The sequence below is a fragment of the uncultured Methylibium sp. genome, assembly GCF_902826655.1.
Classification (GTDB): Bacteria; Pseudomonadota; Gammaproteobacteria; order Burkholderiales; family Burkholderiaceae_C; genus Methylibium.
In genome coordinates this window covers 25,243-42,409 of record NZ_CADEFR010000012.1, presented here as the reverse complement: position 1 = coordinate 42,409, position 17,167 = coordinate 25,243, and the positions used below count along the sequence as shown (strand labels likewise).

General features: G+C 68.6%; 16 protein-coding genes. 5 read left to right on the top strand and 11 right to left on the bottom strand.

Annotation, left to right across the window (positions count from 1 at the left end; genetic code table 11):
* The first annotated feature begins 4 nt into the window (after positions 1–4).
* The 5 genes from QZV97_RS07595 to QZV97_RS07575 are packed head-to-tail and all read left to right on the top strand — an operon-like array spanning position 5 to position 5,447.
* The gene (locus QZV97_RS07595) at positions 5–640 is read left to right on the top strand and encodes a sugar transferase (protein WP_295640861.1); all 636 of its coding nucleotides are present in this window, start codon (positions 5–7) and stop codon (positions 638–640) included.
* A gap of 5 nt (positions 641–645) precedes the next feature.
* On the top strand, positions 646–2,547 hold the full coding sequence (locus QZV97_RS07590) for a nucleoside-diphosphate sugar epimerase/dehydratase (RefSeq protein ID WP_295640782.1): 1,902 nt from the start codon (positions 646–648) through the stop codon (positions 2,545–2,547).
* Positions 2,548–2,599: 52 nt separating this feature from the next.
* Positions 2,600–2,791 carry a hypothetical protein gene (locus tag QZV97_RS07585; protein WP_295640780.1) on the top strand — a complete coding sequence of 64 codons (192 nt, stop codon included), beginning with the start codon at positions 2,600–2,602 and terminating at the stop codon, positions 2,789–2,791.
* The gene (locus tag QZV97_RS07580; protein WP_295640778.1) at positions 2,788–4,113 is read left to right on the top strand and encodes a class I SAM-dependent methyltransferase; all 1,326 of its coding nucleotides are present in this window, start codon (positions 2,788–2,790) and stop codon (positions 4,111–4,113) included. Before QZV97_RS07585 ends, QZV97_RS07580 begins: the two co-directional genes overlap by 4 nt.
* Positions 4,110–5,447, top strand: a complete 1,338-nt coding sequence (locus QZV97_RS07575) for a hypothetical protein (RefSeq protein ID WP_295640776.1) — start codon at positions 4,110–4,112, stop codon at positions 5,445–5,447. The genes QZV97_RS07580 and QZV97_RS07575 overlap by 4 nt, the downstream gene beginning before the upstream one ends.
* Before the next feature lie 6 nt (positions 5,448–5,453).
* On the opposite strand, the gene QZV97_RS07570 is transcribed toward QZV97_RS07575, so the two are convergent.
* Genes QZV97_RS07570 through QZV97_RS07520 form a run of 11 tightly spaced genes read right to left on the bottom strand, consistent with a single transcriptional unit; the run spans position 5,454 to position 17,164 of the window.
* A complete protein-coding gene (locus tag QZV97_RS07570; RefSeq protein WP_295640774.1) occupies positions 5,454–6,194 on the bottom strand; it encodes a glycosyltransferase family 2 protein in 741 nt (246 codons plus the stop codon).
* On the bottom strand, positions 6,191–7,369 hold the full coding sequence (locus QZV97_RS07565; RefSeq protein ID WP_295640772.1) for a glycosyltransferase family 1 protein: 1,179 nt from the start codon (positions 7,367–7,369) through the stop codon (positions 6,191–6,193). Before QZV97_RS07565 ends, QZV97_RS07570 begins: the two co-directional genes overlap by 4 nt.
* A complete protein-coding gene (locus tag QZV97_RS07560; protein ID WP_295640770.1) occupies positions 7,369–8,316 on the bottom strand; it encodes an NAD(P)-dependent oxidoreductase in 948 nt (315 codons plus the stop codon). The genes QZV97_RS07565 and QZV97_RS07560 overlap by 1 nt, the downstream gene beginning before the upstream one ends.
* The gene (locus QZV97_RS07555; RefSeq protein WP_295640768.1) at positions 8,313–9,167 is read right to left on the bottom strand and encodes a class I SAM-dependent methyltransferase; all 855 of its coding nucleotides are present in this window, start codon (positions 9,165–9,167) and stop codon (positions 8,313–8,315) included. The genes QZV97_RS07560 and QZV97_RS07555 overlap by 4 nt, the downstream gene beginning before the upstream one ends.
* Positions 9,164–9,742, bottom strand: coding sequence for an acyltransferase (locus tag QZV97_RS07550; RefSeq protein WP_295640766.1), 579 nt, complete (start codon positions 9,740–9,742; stop codon positions 9,164–9,166). The genes QZV97_RS07555 and QZV97_RS07550 overlap by 4 nt, the downstream gene beginning before the upstream one ends.
* Positions 9,739–10,839, bottom strand: a complete 1,101-nt coding sequence (locus QZV97_RS07545; RefSeq protein ID WP_295640763.1) for a glycosyltransferase — start codon at positions 10,837–10,839, stop codon at positions 9,739–9,741. The genes QZV97_RS07550 and QZV97_RS07545 overlap by 4 nt, the downstream gene beginning before the upstream one ends.
* 14 nt (positions 10,840–10,853) lie before the next feature.
* Positions 10,854–12,194: a hypothetical protein gene (locus tag QZV97_RS07540; RefSeq protein ID WP_295640761.1), complete on the bottom strand. Its 1,341-nt coding sequence runs from the start codon at positions 12,192–12,194 to the stop codon at positions 10,854–10,856.
* A complete protein-coding gene (gene asnB / locus QZV97_RS07535) occupies positions 12,191–14,038 on the bottom strand; it encodes an asparagine synthase (glutamine-hydrolyzing) (RefSeq protein ID WP_295640759.1) in 1,848 nt (615 codons plus the stop codon). Before asnB ends, QZV97_RS07540 begins: the two co-directional genes overlap by 4 nt.
* Positions 14,039–14,040: 2 nt before the next feature.
* Positions 14,041–15,549 (bottom strand): oligosaccharide flippase family protein, encoded by a 1,509-nt coding sequence (locus QZV97_RS07530; RefSeq protein ID WP_295640757.1) that lies wholly within the window; start codon positions 15,547–15,549, stop codon positions 14,041–14,043.
* Positions 15,546–16,667, bottom strand: coding sequence for a DegT/DnrJ/EryC1/StrS family aminotransferase (locus QZV97_RS07525; protein WP_295640755.1), 1,122 nt, complete (start codon positions 16,665–16,667; stop codon positions 15,546–15,548). Before QZV97_RS07525 ends, QZV97_RS07530 begins: the two co-directional genes overlap by 4 nt.
* Positions 16,664–17,164, bottom strand: coding sequence for an acyltransferase (locus tag QZV97_RS07520; protein ID WP_295640752.1), 501 nt, complete (start codon positions 17,162–17,164; stop codon positions 16,664–16,666). The genes QZV97_RS07525 and QZV97_RS07520 overlap by 4 nt, the downstream gene beginning before the upstream one ends.
* Positions 17,165–17,167: the final 3 nt, after the last annotated feature.

The window sequence follows — 17,167 nt, the reverse complement described above, 5'->3', positions numbered from 1 at the left end:
CGCGATGGCCAAGCGAGCCTTCGACCTGCTGGGTGCCGCGCTCGGCCTCTTGCTGCTGGCGCCCTGGCTCGCCGTACTGGCACTGCTGATCAAGCGCGACTCGCCGGGGCCGGTGTTCTTTCGCCAGCGGCGCGTGGGGCGCGGCGGGCAGGCGTTTCGCATCCACAAGCTGCGCACCATGGTGGCCGATGCTGGCGGCCCGCCGCTGACCGTCGGTGCCGACCCGCGCATCACGCGCAGCGGCGTCTGGCTGCGCCGCACGCGGCTGGACGAGCTGCCGCAGCTGATCGACGTGCTGCGCGGCGACATGAGCCTGGTCGGACCGAGGCCCGAAGTGCCGGAGTTCGTGGCGCTGTATCCGGCGGCCCTGCGCGAGCGCGTGCTGTCGGTGCGGCCGGGCATCGTCGACCCGGCCTCGCTGGCGTTTCGCGACGAGGCCGCGCTGCTGGCGGCCGCGCCCGACCCGCAGCGCGCCTACGCCGAGCAGGTGCTGCCCGAGAAGCTGCGCCTGTCGGCCGACTACATCGACCGCGCGACGCTGTGGAGCGACCTGCGGCTGATCGTGCGCACCATCGCCATGCTGATGGCCGCGCAGCCCGCCGGCACGCCGCCGTCCAAGGCGCCGCAGGCCCGTCGATGAACGGCATGCAGTCCTGGCAGCGGCTCGACGCCTTCCTGACGCGGCTGCGTCCGCAGCGCCAGCCGCTGTCGCTGGCCATCGACGCGCTCGTCGTCGCGGCCTGCTGGCAGTTCACCTACCTGTTCCGCCTGGGCTTCGAGCGCTGGATCAGCGCGCGGCCGGCCTACGACGGCTGGGTGCTGCTGGGCATCGTCGCGCTCTACCTGGCGGTGTTCGCGCTGCTCGGCGTGCCGCGCGGCATGTGGCGCTTCTCGGGGTTCGGCGAGGTCAAGCGGCTGACGATCGCCTGCACGCTGGCCGGCGCGCTGGCCGCGGCGGTGGTGATGCTGGCCGGCCTGCGCGAGGTGCCGCGCGCGGTGCTGGCGCTGCACCCGGTGATCACGCTGATGGGCCTGGCCAGCGTGCGCATCGGCTACCGCATGCTCTACGAGCACATGCGCGCGCAGATCTCCGGCAGCGCCAGCGAGACGCGCCGCGCGATCGTGCTGGGCGCCGGCGACGCCGCGCGGCTGCTGCTGGCCGGCATCCAGCACCAGGGCTGGGTCGTGGCGGGTCTGCTCGACGACGACCCGGCCAAGCAGCGCGGCCGCATCGGCGGCGTGCCGGTGCTGGGCACCCTGGACCGGCTGGCCGAGCTGGCACTGCTGCAGGGCATCACGCACGTGATCGTCGCGATGCCCTCGGTGCGCGGCGCGGCGCGGCGTCGCGTCTTCGATCTGGCGGCCAGCGTCGGGCGGCCGGTGCTCACGGTGCCGTCGGCGCAGGAGCTGCTGGACGGCGCCACGGTGAGCCGCGTGCGCGACATCGAGCCCGACGACCTGCTGGGCCGCGAGCCGGTGCTGCTGGACGAGGCGGGCATCGCCGACTGCCTGCGCGGCCGCACGGTGCTGATCACCGGCGCCGGCGGCAGCATCGGCAGCGAGCTGTGCCGCCAGGTCGCGCGCTACCGGCCCGAGCGGCTGGTGCTGCTGGAACAGAGCGAGTTCAACCTCTACACCGTCGAGCAGGAGCTCGGCGAACGCTTCCCGGGGCTGGAGCTCGTGCGCCTGATCGGCGACGTGAAGAACCTCGAGCACCTGCGCCAGGTGATGCAGCGCTGGCGGCCGCAGGTCGTCTTCCACGCTGCGGCCTACAAGCACGTGCCGCTGATGGAGGAGCACAACGCCTGGGCCGCGCTGCAGAACAACACGCTGGGGACCTGGCACGCCGCGCTGGCCAGCGCCGAGGCGGGCGTCGGGCGCTTCGTGCTGATCAGCACCGACAAGGCCGTGAACCCGACCAACGTGATGGGCGCCACCAAGCGCGCCGCCGAGATGGTGATCAGCCAGCTGGCGAAGGAACACACGGGCACGCGCTTCATGGCCGTGCGCTTCGGCAACGTGCTGGGCTCCAGCGGCAGCGTGATCCCCAAGTTCAAGGAGCAGATCGCCAGGGGCGGACCGGTCACCGTGACCCACCCCGAGATCACCCGCTACTTCATGACCATCCCCGAGGCCGCGCGCCTGGTGGTGCAGGCCGCCGCGATCGGCGAGACCGGTCAGGTGCTCGTGCTGGACATGGGCGAGCCGGTGAAGATCGTCGACCTGGCGCGCGACCTGATCCGGATGGCGGGGCACGGCCCGCAGGACATCGAGATCGTGTTCAGCGGCCTGCGGCCCGGCGAGAAGCTCTACGAGGAGCTGCTCGCGGACGCCGACACGACCTTGCCCACGGCGTTTGCGCAGCTGCGGATTGCGCGCCTCGATGTACCGTCCGGCAGCCCGGCCGATCTGGTGGACTGGCTGCATGCGACCCCGGTCCCCGACGACGCGGGCGTGCGGGCGCACCTGATGGCTGTGGTCGGCGAGTACCGCGAGACGTCGGTCGAAGGGACGATCGCAATGCGAGAATCCGTGACGCCACGATGACGGGAACACGACCGCCCCGCTCCTGGCAAACGCGCCTGCTTCGATGCCCACCGTGAACCTTCGTCTCTGCCTGCTGCTTCTGGCCGTGCTCTGCCAGCCCGCGACGGCCCACGCCTACGTCGACCCCGGCACGGGCATGCTGCTGTGGCAGGGCCTCATCGCCGCCGTCGGCGCGGTGCTGGTCTTCATGCGCAACCCCTGGCAGGCCATCAAGCGCCTGTTCGAGCGCCTCTTCCGGCGATGAGGGATCCGGACGCGGCGATCGAGTTCGCGCCCGCCCATGTCCTGAGGCACACGCGCGAGCCGCTGCCGGCAGACCACTTCCTGCGCTCCGCGCTGGCGGCGCGCTGGGTCGGCGACGGTCGGCTGGTTCCCTTCGAGCTGCGCGACGACCGGACGGTGGTGGCCGAGCGCCTGCCCTTCGTCACCCATCCCTACGAGTGGAGCGATGCGCAGCTCTTCGAGGCCGCGCGCCTGACCCTGCAGCTGCAGCAGGAGGCGGTGGCCGGCGGCTACGACCTGAAGGACGCGTCGGCGTGGAACATCGTCTTCGCCGGCACGCGCCCGGTGTTCTGCGACCTGATGTCCTTCGAGCCGCTGGCCGACCGCCGCTGGTGGGCCGCCGGCCAGTTCGCGCGGCACTTCCTGTTGCCGCTGGTGCTGGCGCATCGCCGCGGCCTGCCGTCGGGGGCCACGTTCAAGGCCTGGCGCGACGGCGTGCCGCCCGAGGTCGCCCGCGACCTGCTAGGACCGACGCGCTTCCTGACCCGCTACTGGCCGCTGATGGCCGAGGGCCGCTCCGAGCCCGCGGTCGCGCTCGATGCGGTGGCCCGCGATGGCCAGCGCCCGGCCGAGCGCATCGCGGCGTTCCGCAACCGACTGCACGCCACGCTCGAGTGGATGCTGCAGGGCGCGCGCCCGCGGCCCCCGGCGGGCGCAGGCTGGCAGAACTACGAGGCCGACCGCACGCACTACGGCGACGCGAGCCTGGACGCCAAGCGGCAACTCGTGGCGCAGTGGCTGCGGCAGACCGCGCCGTCCTGGGTCGCCGACCTGGGTTGCAACACCGGCGAGTTCTCGCGCCTGGCGCTGGCGGCGGGCGCGCAGGTCGTGGCCATCGACGCCGACCACGACAGCATCCAGCGACTGTTCCTGGCGACGCCGGACGATGCGCGCCTGCACCCGCTGGTGGCGCCGCTCGACGACCTGACCGGCGGGCGCGGCTGGGCGGGCGAGGAGCATCCGGGCCTGGCCCAGCGTGCCGAAGGCCGCTTCGACGTGGTGCTGATGCTGGCCCTGATCCACCACCTGGCGATCGCCGCCGCCGTGCCGCTGCCGCAGGTCGCCGCGCTGGCCGCACGCTGGTCGCGGCGCTGGCTGATCGTCGAGTTCATCGGTGAGGAGGATCCGCAGTTGCGGCTGCTGTGCGGGCAGCGGCGGCGGGAGCCGGCGGACTTCGGCATCGAAGCGCAGCGCCAGGCGTTCGTGCAAGCGGGCTTTGTGGTCGAGCATGAGCAAGCCCTGCCGGCCTGCGAGCGGACGCTGGTCCTGTTGAGCTTGGCATGAGCATGGCTCGCTTGCATCGGCTCGCAGACTTGCCGCCGGTGTTCGCGCTGCTGCTGGCGACGCTGTCCTCGTCGATCTGGGCGCGGCTGTACTACCAGAACAACTCCGCCGGCTTTCTTGCCATCGTCCTGTCGGCCTCGATGCTGCTACCTGCGGTGCTGCTGTTGTCCGTGAGCGATCGCTCTGCGAGCCGCTGCGGACGAGGACTGGTTGTCGCGGCCGTTACATTCTTCACCGGTGTCGTCGCAACTGGCGGGACGCTCGCGCGCAGCCCTATTGCAGGACTGCTGATCGCCGCTATGGTTACCGGCGCTCTGGCAGCCGGTCTCTCTGCAGCGTGGATCCAGCGCGCCTGGCCGAGGCTCCGGATCGCGCTGACGGCTGGCGGCCTGCTGTTCTTTCTGGCGGCGCCAGCCGGTGGATGGCTGGGCGCCGAGAAGCGCGCTTTCCTGCCGCCGGTCGCCGCGGACGCTCGCGTGCCCACCGTGTGGTTGCTGCTCGACGAAACGTCGTTCGGGGCAGCCGAGGGCCTGGTGCAACCGCTGCGGGAAGCCGGCTTGTGGACAGCAGTCCATGCGCTCGAGCCAGCGGGCGACAACACGCTCGACGTGCTGCCGAGCATCATCGTTCGAGCTCGCATGGGGCCCGCGACCGCGCCATGCAGTCTGACTGCCGTGTGCGCTCGCTCGCGCAGCGTCGACTTCGCACGGGTCGGCGTCGGTCGCCCGGATGTCGACCTGATCGGCATCCATCATCCCTACTGCGCGATGCAAGGATGGCGGACCTGTCTCGACACGCGCGCCGCGCCCACTTGGAGCGACCAGTTCGAAGCTCTTCGATGCGCAGCTCGGCGTCGCTTGCCGGGACGCGCCGACTGCGTCATCGATGACCGTGCGCGAGAGCTTGCCCTGCGTGCTCGATTGATCTCCGCGTTCGACCAGGCCCCTTTCTGGTCGGAAGGCGGCGATCTCTACGCGCATCTCCCGCTGCCTCATCTGCCGGCCAGCGAGCAGGCACTGCCTTCGCTGGCCGAGGCCTACGAACTCAACCTCGCGCTCGCAGCGAAGCTTGTCGAGAGCGCGGCGCGCCGACTGCAGGAGCGCTTTCCGGGGCGTTTCCGGCTCGTTATCTTCGCCGACCATCCTTTGCGGGCGATGCCGAACTGCGGGGAGGGGTATGGTCATCGATGCGAGCGCCCGGCCCGCTACGCCCAGCCATACCGAGTGCCGCTGATCGTGGCGGCACCTGCGGAGTTGCCGCTCGTGCTGCCGACATCGAATGCTGGCGTGCTGGATGTCCTCGGCATCGACGCGGACTCTGCGGGCCGTCGCTGAGCGATCTCAGCTCCGCTGCACGAACTGCGGCAGCTTGCGCAGGTTCTTGCTGGCCAGCGTGAACCAGCCGCCGAGGCCGTGACGACGCATCACCAGCAAGTCCTCACGGCTCTTGCGCAGCATGCCGCGCGCGCTTGCATTGCTGGCGCCGCCCAGTCGCATGCGCACCAGCACCTCGGGTACGTAGGAGATCGCGATGCCGGGCTGCAGCAGGCAGCGCGTCATGAAGTCGTAGTCCGCGGCGATGCTCAGCGTTGTGTCGAAACCCTGGGCGACCGCTGGCAGGTCGCGCTTGACGTAAAAGGTGGGGTGAGGCGGCATCCAACCGTAGCGCAGGCGGTCGCGGCGATAGTGACCGGAGCGCCAGTGCCGTACCACGCGGCCGGTCGTCACCCCCAGGTACTCGAGGTCGCCGTAGACGATGTGCGAGCCGGCTGCGGCTTGCGCGATCCGTGCGAGCGCCTCGGGCGAGGCCAGCATGTCGTCGGCGTTGAGGAAGCCCACACAGTCGCCGGTGGCCAGGCGCAGCCCCTTGTTCATCGCATCGTAGATGCCGCGGTCTGGCTCTGACACCAGCACGGTGTAGCGCGTGCCGAGCGACCTCACCAGATCCTGCGTGCCGTCGGTTGAGGCCCCATCGATCACAAGATGTTCGAGCTCCGCGTGGGTCTGGGCGGCCAGTGAGCGCAGCGTGTCGCCGATGGTGGCGGCGCTGTTGCGGCAGACAGTGATGACGCTGACCTTCATGCGGCAAGGCGGCGACGAGCGGTGGCTTCGACCAGTTCGGCGAACGCTGCTGCGAAGTCGCGCACACGAGCCGTCGCCGCATCCCGCGCTCCAGCGGCTGCCCGCTCCGCCGCCCGTGCATCGAGCACGGGAAAGCCGACCAGCGCATCGGCCAGCGATGCCGCTGAGTGACGGTCAAAGTAGTGCGCCGCCGAGCCGGCTTGCTCGCGGTGGACCGCCAGGTCGGACAGCAGCATTGGCACGCCCAGCGCGCGCGCCTCTTCGACCGTTGTGCTCCATCCCTCGAAGAGCGAGGGATTGAGTAGCGCCGCTGCGCCTTGCATCAACGCCGGCACCTGATCGTGCGGCAGTAGCCCCAGCAGGCGGAACTGGTCACGGACGCCGAGCGCCGCGATGCGCGCCTGCAGCGCAGGCACATGCGAGGGTCTGCGCGGGTCGGCCTGGCGGCCCGACGCCGCCACGACGATGTCGCTGCGTCCGCGCTCGCGCAGCAGGGCCAGCGCCTCGACGACCAGGGCATGGTTCTTGTGCTGCCAGAACTGGTTGGGCATGAAGAAGTAGTGCGCCGGCAGGCCGTGCCGGTGCGCCACGTCGAGCACGACCTGGCGGGCCATCGGCGCCGGCGGCGGCACGGCGAACCGCACGACGCAAGTGCGCCCGCGGGTGCGCGGGTAGAAGCGCTCGCAGTCGGCGCGGGCATCTTCGCTGCTCAACATGATCGTCCGACCGGCGGCGACCTGGGCCCGGAAGCCCAGCTCGCGTTTCCACAGGCCGCTGCGGCTGAAGAGCTGCGGCAGGTGGTGGTGCTGGAAGTCGGGGATCCAGGCGATCGCCGGCTGGTGTGTGCGCCGGCCGAAGAACTGCGCGGCCTCGAACAGGACGTCGATGCTCTGGGCATCGAACAGGCGTTGCTGCTCCGCATCACCGCCCAGGCTCAGCGCGCGAAGCAGGGCGAGCTGGCGACGACGCCCATCAAAGAGCGGCGAGCGGACGAACTCGACGCCCGGGATGGTCGCGAACGGCGCGAGGTCGTCGGCAGGCACGCTGTCGCCGGCCATCAGGACAGGCGTCAGGCGCCCCGGCTCGTGCTCCGCGAGGGCACGCAGCAGGTTCATCAGATAGTTGTAGCCTCCGGTCCAGTTCTTGCCGCCGATCAGCGTGAAGGCGACTCGCATCAGTCCGCCGCCGCGTTGCGGAACCAGGCCACGTACTCGGCCACGCCGTCGGCGACGGGCGATGAGCATGCGAGACCGGCGCGCTGCAGGCGGCCGACATCGGCCACCAGATGACGAGGATCGCCCGGCCTTCCCTGGCCGCTGAACTGCAGCGCCGCAGGTGCCGTCCCGCCCCCCCAGCAGGCGAGCACGAGTTCGGCAATGCGCCGCACCGACGTTCCGCTGCCGCTACCGACATTCAGCGTCGGTACCTCGCGGTCGGCCAACGCGGCGAGCCGCGGCAGGACCGCCACGACGTCACGCACGTGGGTCCAGTCGCGCTGCTCGTCGCCGTGCCCGCCCAGGACAATCGTCGCTGGCCCGCTGCGCAGCTTGCTGCACAGATCCCACAGCAGCTGCTTGCTGAGGCCTGGCCCATAGACCGAGAACAGCCGCGCCACCACGCTGCGCAAGCCGTAGGCCGCGCCGTAGGAGCGACACAACTGCTCCATCATCAGCTTGTGGTGGCCGTAGGGCGAGTAGGGCCGCAGCACGGCCGACTCGGTGATGCAGTCGTCATGACCGGCGCCGTAGACGGCCGCACTCGACACGACGACCAGCGCCGAGGCCGGCGACTCGAGCCGCATCCACTCCAGTAACTCCACGGTCCCGGCGACGGTGCGGACGAAGTCCTCGCGCGGATGAGCCACAGCAGCGCCGACCGACGAGCCACCGGCCAAGTGCACGATGCAATCCGGCAGGCCGGCGATCGCCTGCAGCGCATGGAGATTGCTGGAGGACACGTCGCCGTTGATCCAGTGCGACAGTCCCCACGCCGCCGCCTGGTCCGCCGGCCAGCCGCCATGGCCGAGGCCCAGCACGCGGTAGCCGAGCGCCTGCAACTGGCGCGCCGCGTGGCGGCCGATGAAGCCGTGGGCGCCCGTGACCCATGCGATCGGACTGCTCATGGGCGCTCCGCGACAAAGGAGTACAGCCGCCCGGGCCGATGGTCGAAGCGCCGCAACATGCGCCGCAGCAGCGCCCAGCTGCCCGGCAGGTCGAGGGCCAGACACAGCGGACCGCGCAGACCGGGGACACGCCGAGTTGCGCGCGCGGCCAGCTCGGCCTTGAACGTCTCCGCCGTGTGCGGGGCGAGGTTGACGGCGCTATCGAGCGGCGCGACCACCCGCCGCAGCGAGAAGCCGGCGCTCGCGATGGCCTGGGTGTAGCGCTCCAGGCGGAAGGCGTTCTCGCCGCCGTACAGGTGGTGCAGCGGGTGCACATCGAAGAACGCCGGCAAGTCGGTGTCGTGCGAGATCACGTGCTCGCGCACCGCGACCAGCCGGCCGCCGGGCCGCAGCACGCGCAGGAACTCGCGGCAAGCGGCATCGAGGTCGCGGGTGTGGTGCAGCACGGCGCGCGCAAACACCAGGTCGAAGCTCGCGTCGTCGAAGGGCAGGCGTTCGGAGGCTTCCTGCACAACCGTGATTGGCAGGCCGGCTTCGGCGGCTAGCGCGCTGATGGCGCCTGCCCCGACGACATCGCTGGCGTTGGGCTCCAGCGCCGTGACCTGAAAGCCGTCGCGCGCGAGCGCGAAGCTCGCGATGCCACGGCCTGCTCCCACGTCCAGCGCGCGTGCGCCGACTGCAGCCGGCAGCCAGGCGCGCAGGGCCTGCCACTCGCTGCTGCGCCAGTAGCGGGTGGCCGCGTCGATTAGCGGATCATCGTAGTAGGCGTCGCGGACCAGACTTTGCCGATCGGATTGCGCGCGCAGCCAAAGAACGGCGCGCTCCCACGCATCGGGTGAGTGAACCGTCACGGCAGGCCTCCGCCGTGGTTCTCAAGATGACGGATCGGTCGCGCAGGATTTCCGGCGACGACGGTATATGGCTGGACATCGCGTGTCACAACAGCGTGAGCACCGACCACAGCGCCTTCACCAATGCAAACGCCCTTGAGAACTACCGCACCAAAGCCAATCCATACCTTGTCTTGGATGCTTACGGGTGCGACGGCGACGTCTGTCCAGTTCTTGCGTCCTTGCATCCAATCAGTCACGTCGTACCGTCGCTTCTGCCAGTTCAACGAGTGCGAATTGTGATCGACGACAGTGACACCCCACGAGATGATCACGTCGTTACCAATCTCCACCCGTGAATGACACACGATGTGGCTGGCACCGATGTAGCTCCGGTCGCCGACGACCACCTCGCCGTCAGGGCTGTCGAAGTCGATGCGGCACTGGACGATCGCTTGCTCACCGATCGTCAGTCGGCCTCGTACTTTGCCCAGCCGCCACCAGTTGATGCGACTAGTCGAACCCACCGTAACGCGGGAATCTCGGTTGCGTAGCAACGACAGTAGCGAGTTCGCAGTACGGGCTAGGGTCTTCATGAGATCGAGCCCACGATCGATACGAACGCCATCCACTGCGAAGACTTGCTGTAAACATCGCGCACTAGCACGGAACCGCGCCGCGAGATCGAGCTGCGTCGTGGCATGTCGTCTAGCAAGGACCGGACCGACGCCACAACCTCGTCGGCAGACTCGTAGCAGAGCATCGTCTCGCCGTCGACCATGCCTGGCGGGTAGTTGCCGGTGTCGGACACCATGGCAGCACCGCAGCCCATCGCCTCGAAGCAACGCATGTTGCCTCGGTCGGCCCCGGCCATGTCGACGGCGCCGTTGAGCACGATCTTGGCCTGTCCCAGTGCGGCATACAGGTCCCGGCCGAACACCGGTTCGGCTGTGACTTCCTGGATCTCGCGCGGCCGCCGGTGACGGGCCAGCGGCAAGCAGCGGCCGGGCAGCGACTCGGCCCAGCGCGTCATGCGCGAGCGATCCAGGTGGAACACGACGCGATGCGTCGAAGCGAGGCGACTCACGGCCTCCAGCACTTCGGCACGCCGGCGGTGGTGGCGCGTGTAGCCTCCGACGAAGAGCACATCGACCGGTCGATCCGCATTCGCGGCGTAGAGATCCATCTCGGGGTCGTGCGCGGGTGCGAAGTAGCTGGCGCGCCAGCCGCGATCCTCGTAGCTGCGCAGGATGCTCGGGAAGTTGCAGATGACGCGGTGGTAGGCGCCGAAGTCCGCGCCGGGTGACGGCGCGGCACGCCAGGCAATCGCGCAGCGGACCGAGGCGGGCAGGCGGCGCACGAAGCTGCTGCCAAATCGCATCGGGTCGAGGTTGTAGAAAACCTCGGTCCGATGATGCTCGATCTGCGCCAGCAGAATGTCTTCGGTCGATGTGTCGGCCGGAAGGCCGTGCTCGCGGGCCCAGGTCTGCTGCAGGACATCGTCGTCGGCATTGGTGAAGAAGGCCGAAGACTCCTCTGCCAGTACCGGTTGCAGGAAGTGTGCGGCACCGAAACGGTCGGACAGGAAGACGCGACGTTGGTCGGCGAAGCTGCGTGCGCCGCCTGAGGCGACCAAGGCCCGTAGGCGCGGAACGTAGCTGGGGTAGAGCCCGGAGTTCTGAAACAGTCTCATGGTCGTGATGTCATTCAGCGCCCTGGGACCAACGCGCTGGGCGCGTCGAGGCTGGTGCGAGCGCTGATCCGAGGGCGTCGAGTGGTTGCCATCATCAGTAGCGGCAGTATCGCCAGCCCCCCCGTCAGGAAGGCGGTCGGAAGGGCTGTAGAGAGCGCCGTGAACACGCCGAAGGAACATCCCGCAATCAGGCAGGCCGAGGCATCGGTGTCGCCATCTCGAAAGGCGAGCACGTCGATGGCGCGGACGGTCGCACCAGCCACGAAAGCGAAGCTCAGCAGCCCCAACCAACCGAACTCCGCCCATGCGTCGGCGATGAACACGGCGTTCGACGTCGAAGCCAGGCTGCCGCGGTGCAGCTCGGCGACGCGCGAGTACATTGGCAGGAACTCGCCGTCGGGGCGCAGGAACGAAAAGATGCCGGCCCCGCCGCCGTGCGGTATGGACGCCGGAATCGCGGCAAAGTACTCCAGCAAGCTCTCGTTCGGTATGTCGAAGACGCGGTAGTACAAGAATGCTGCGAGTCCGCGAAGATCGAGGTCCGGGATAGTGAGGCTCACGATCACCGCGAACAGACCTGTGCTCGCGATCAGCAGCAGCATCGCGGACCGCAGCTGCAGCGGCGTCCGCCGGAGCATGACGCGCAGCAGCACCAGCTGCAGCAGAAAGATGACCGGCGGCGCTTTGCTCAGGGTGCCGAACTTGCCGAGCATCACTGCAACGAACAGCGCCCCGGCCAGGACGGGCAGGCGTTGACGGTCGTGGTCAGCGCACCAAGCGAGCATGACGAGGTAGGGCGCCACGGAGTAGAGGATCAGGTTGTACGCGTAGTAGGGCGTGCCGCCGCCCTCGGTTCGAAGCAGGATGCGGGCGAGTTCGGATTCGCTGAACGCAAAGTACTCCACGACCTTGCCGAGCTGCCCTTCGGCGAGCGAGACGACCAGCATCCCTGCGGCGAGCATCCACAAGATCGCTCGCGCGCCGACCCCGAGTCGCACGCGATGCGCGACGATGTCGCTGCCTTGCCGAAGCAGGGCACGCTTACCCCGAACTGCCATCTTGCTCAGGGCAAGGCGTGCGACTTCACTGCCTGCCATCATCAAGGTCAAGGCCGCCGCGACCGCGTACAGGATCAAGGACCGCAGTTCATCGCGGGGAAGGCCGCCGATGGCTTCTTCGAAGATCAAAGTGTCCGGGCCGGTTCGGTGCAGGTATACCTGCAGCGGCAGGCCGTGGATCAACCACATCGCACCGAAGAGCAAGAGCGATGTACTGATGCGGCCGCCCAGCCGCGCGGCGATCCACCAGGCCACGACGACCAGCACAGCTGCGTGCACGACCGAGGCGACGATCATGCGGAGAGCCGCGACGAGCGCGAGTACCACGCCAGATTGATGTACGGCCAAAGCCGGCCGGCCGACTCCCATGTCCACGACCGGCTGCTGCTCAATTCGTGGACCTTCGCGATCAATCGCTTGGTGTCGATCAGTGCTTCGACCTGAGATGGGCACTGCCGCAGCTGCTGCTCGGCCCAGGGGCCCAGCTCGCCGTTCAACCAGTCCGGCATCGGCGAGTTGAAGCCGACCTTGCGCGTGTTGGAGCGGATGGACTCGGGCATGCGGTCGCTCATGGCCCGGCGAGCGACGAGCTTCGAGACACCGTCGCCGAACTTCGCTTCGTCTGGCAAGGACATCACGTAGGTCACCAGGCGCCAGTCCATGAACGGCATGCGCACCTCGACACCATGGGCCATCGAGAGCCGATCGAAGTTGCGCAGGATGGTCGGCAGCACCGTCGCATGGAACATCCTGTAGAGGCGCCGATTCAGCGGCCCCCAGTGCGACGGAAGGTCGTCGGCGTCGGCCGGCAGTTCGAGGCTGGCCGGCGCGCGGAGCCTGTGACGGCGCAGATGCGCGAGGCCCCGCAGGGACAGCCATGCCATCTTGGCGTTGTCGAGTGCTGCGCGTGTCGCCCGAGATGCGTGCGTGGCCTTGGCCAAGGCGTTGCGAAGGACGAAGCCAGCCGACTGCCCCTGCTGCAGGTAGCCGCCCATCAGTTCATCGGCACCGTGCCCGTCGAGCGAGACCAGCGTGCCATGCTTGCGCAGCGCTCTGTAGATCTTCCACGGCGCTTCAGGGGCGCCGATGTAGACGTCATCGAGGTCGGCAAGGACATGCTCCAGCGCATCGTGATCAACGCGCTGGAGGTCGAGCAAGTGAGCTTCGACATGGGCCCAGCGGGCCGCTTCCAGTGCCAGCGGCGTTTCGTCGTTCGACCGACCCGGAAACGACGCCACGAAGGCGTGGCGCCAGTCTTGGGCCTCACGCAGGCGTGGCTGCGACGCGCGCGCAATGTCCGACATCGTGCAGACGATGGCCGTCGAGTCGAAGCCTCCGCTCAGGCAGGTCCCGATGGTCACGTCGCTGCGCATGCGAAGCTGCACGGCATCGGTGAGCAGGGCCCGGAAACGGTCGGCTTGTTCGGCCGGACTGGCCGGCACGTCGACCAGATGATCGACGGTGCGCCACCATCGGCGAACCGACAGCCGACCGTTACGCCAGCGGGCGCAGTGGCCCGCCGGCAATCGAGCTACATCGCGAAAAAGCGTGCGCGATCCGCCCTCGACGCTGAAAGGGTCAAACAGCAGGCGCTCGGCCACGTCGTTGTCCATCTCGCTCGACAACGCGTGCAGGCTTCGCAGCGCTCGCATCTCGGAGGCGAACGCCAGCCGCCCGGCATGAGCGGCATACAAGAAGGGCTTGATGCCGAACCGATCACGCGCCAGGAAGGCCTCGCCGCTTCGGTTGTCGCGCAGGACCAGTGCCCACATGCCGTTGAACCGATCGAGCATCCCCTCGCCCCACTGGCGCCACGCGGCCAGGATGACTTCGGTGTCGCTCTCGCTCGTGAATCGATGGCCCAGCGAGGCGAGTTCGCCTCTCAGTTCGAGAAAGTTGTAGATCTCGCCGTTGAAGACGATGGATTCTCGGCCGTCCGCGCTGTGCATCGGCTGGTGGCCGGCGTCGCTGGTGTCGAGGATCGCCAAGCGACGATGAACCAGGCCGGCCCGTCCGTCAGGGCTGATCCACAGCCCCTCGCCGTCGGGGCCGCGGTGCGCCAACGCATCGGCGAGCCGGCGCAGGTCGTCCGGGCTCACCGGGCCACTGTGATCGTCCAGGATCCCTGCTATGCCGCACATGGTCAGTTGCGCACGTAGTGAGTGATGAACTTGCGACCGTCGGTGAAGAGCGCGCTGACCAGCACGGCGCAAGACATGCTCGCGATGGCCGATCCGACGTAGGCCAGCATCAGCGTCGGCCAGCTGGAGATGCTCCAGTCGAACTGACCGAGCGCCCAGGCGCCGAGCAACCCGCCCAACAGTGGCGGCCAGGTCGAGCACATCAGCGCGCGAGCTTGCAAGGCGTCGGCGAAGTGCTGGAGCGTGATCCAGCCGGCTCCGACCAGGCGCATCAGATTGCCGACGATATACGCGACGCCCGCCGCGATCGGCCCGAAGGCGAAGATCAGCGGGACCGTCAAGGCGATGAGGACGAGCGAGTGCGCCAGGTTGAGGTAGGCCAGACGCTGAGCCTGATCGGTCGCGATCGCAAAGTAGGTGAACACGTTGACCCCGCTACCGATGACGCCGGCTGTCGCTAGCGTCTGCAGCATCGTCGCGCCCAGTTCCGCTGCGGTCTGGTCGACCCACAACGTGATCAGCGGTGCGGAAATCGGAATCAGCGGAGCCAGTGCAGCGACGCTGATGACATTGACGAGCCAGCACGTTCGCACGTAGAAATCAGCACGTTGCTGGGGCTGCTCGGCGGCCGTGATGCTGAAGTGCGGGAGCAGCACCTCTACCAGCTTCAGCAAGCCCATGTGAACCACTTCCTGCAGCCGCATCGCGACGTTGTACTGACCAACCACCGACAGCGGAGCGACCATGCCCAGCACGTAACGGTCCGCCTGGTTGGCTGCGGCGCCGGTGAAGTGTGCGGCGCCTTGCCATCGGGCGAACTTCAGCATCGAAGCCGCCTCCGTCCGCTGCCAGCGCGAAGGGCGGAGCAACCAGGGCGCATCGATCAGCACGGCGACCAGCAGACACATGAAGAGCAGCACGAAGCCGATTGCAGTCCCGACCAGGAAGCCGATGTCACTAGCCTCAAGACGGGATGCGGTGACCAGGCCGACGGCGGTCAGCACGGCGCCCACGGCGTTAGCCAGGGCCAGTCGGGCATAAGACTGCAGTGCCGCGAGCGCGCTTTGCAGCAGGAGACAGCTCTGCTGCATGAACCACCCGACGAAGCCGACCCAAAGCGCCAGGCTCCAGTCGCCGGCGCCGCTGGGATCGCCTGACGACAGCTGCGTCAGGAGGGTCTTGCCTGCCGTAGCGGCCAGTGCCGCCACTGCTAGGCTTCCTGCAAAGGCCCAGAACGCCGCCGACCAGAGAACACGGCGAGCGATCGCCCGGTCTCCTCGCACAGCGGCTCCAGCCATGTCGCGGACCACCGCCTGACCCAAGACTGTGCCGATCAAGGAGAAGGGCGCATACATCGCCAGGACCAGGCCGGCAGAGCCAAAGGCCGGGAGGCCGATGGCTGCGATCACCAGGGGAACGGTCAGGAAGTTGACCAGCAGCGCCACCGCAAAGGCCGAGGCGTTCCAACGCGAGTTGGAGAGCAGGCGCTTGCCGGCACTGCGGTCGGTCATTGCCCGCTGACGTCGTCGCAGAACTTGCGGATGGCACCCTCGACCGCCCGCAGCTGCGCCGGAGAGATCTCCGGATAGAGCGGCAGCGACAGGATGCGCGACTGGTGGGCGTGCGAGTTCGGAAAGTCGGCAGGCTGGTGGCCCAGACGCGCGTAGGCCGGCAGGAAGGGCAGCGCGACCGGGTAGTTGACAACGGTCTGGATGCCGCGCTCGGCGAGGTGGCGCGCCAGCGCGTCGCGCCGCTCGTGCCGCACCACGTAGAGGTGATAGACGTGCTCTCGGCCCTCGGCCACCTGCGGCAGTGCCAGCCCGGGAATGCCGGCGAGCAGGCGGCCGTACTCGGCGGCGACCTCCTGGCGTCGCGCGGTCCACGACGACAGATGGGGCAGCTTGACCGATAGCACAGCGGCCTGCATGCCATCGAGACGGCTGTTCACGCCTTCGATCTGGTGATCTCCCTTGGTCAGGCCGCCGTGGCGGGCCAGCATGGCCATGCGCTCGGCGAGCGCGGCGTCATCGGTCGTCAGCGCGCCGGCGTCGCCCATTGCACCCAGGTTCTTGCCGGGATAGAACGAGTAGGAGGCCACGGTGCCGAAGCGACCGACCTGGCGCCCCTTGTAGCGCGCGAGGTGGGCTTGAGCGCAGTCCTCGATCACCCACAAGCCATGCTTGCGTGCGATCGCCATGATCGAGTCCATGTCGGCAGGCTGGCCGTACAGGTGCACGGGAACGATGCCGACAGTGCGCGGAGTGATCAGGGCCTCGATGCGCGCGGGATCGATCGTGTAGTGCTCCGCCTCGGTGTCGCAGAAGACCACGGTACCGCCCGCCTGGGTGATGGTCTCGGTCGTGGAAATCCACGAATGCGCGGGTGCGATCACCTCATCGCCCGGCTGCACACCCAGCGCTCGCATCGCGATGTACAGCGAGTCCGTGCCGTTGGCGCACGAAACGCAATGGGCCGCGCCGGTCGCGGCTGCGAACTCCTGCTCGAAGCGCTGCACGTGAGGTCCGCGGATGAAGGCCGAAGTGCGGATCACCTCCGCGATCGCGGCGTCGATGCCGTCCTTGATGCTGAGGTACTGCGCGTGCAGGTCGACGAAGGGGATGGCGCTCATTCGGATTCGGGGGCAGACGACGGAAGGGGATCGAGGGCACGCAGCAGCCGCGCAGGATTGCCGGCGTAGATGCCGGGTCGCGTGATATCGCGCGCGACGACGGCGCCCGCACCGATCACCACGTCGCTGCAGACGGTGACCGGCAGCAGCGTTGCGTTCGAGCCGATCGAGACGCGATCGCCGATGTGCGTACGGCGCCACAGAGCTCTGCGGCCGCGGGCCGGTCCACCGACGGAGAACGGGTCGTTGGTGAACATGACGCCGTGACCGACAAAGCAGTCCTCGCCGATCTCGACCAACTCGCAGATGAATGCATGCGACTGCACTTTCGTGCGGGCACCGATGAGGACGCCTTTCTGGATCTCGACGAAGGGGCCCACGAAGCAGTCGTCGCCGAGCGTGCACCCATAGACGTTGGCTGGCTCGACGATGCGCACGCGCGCGCCGCATTGCACGTCGCGGATCGAGACCGACAGCTGGGTCGGGCCGGTGCTCATGCG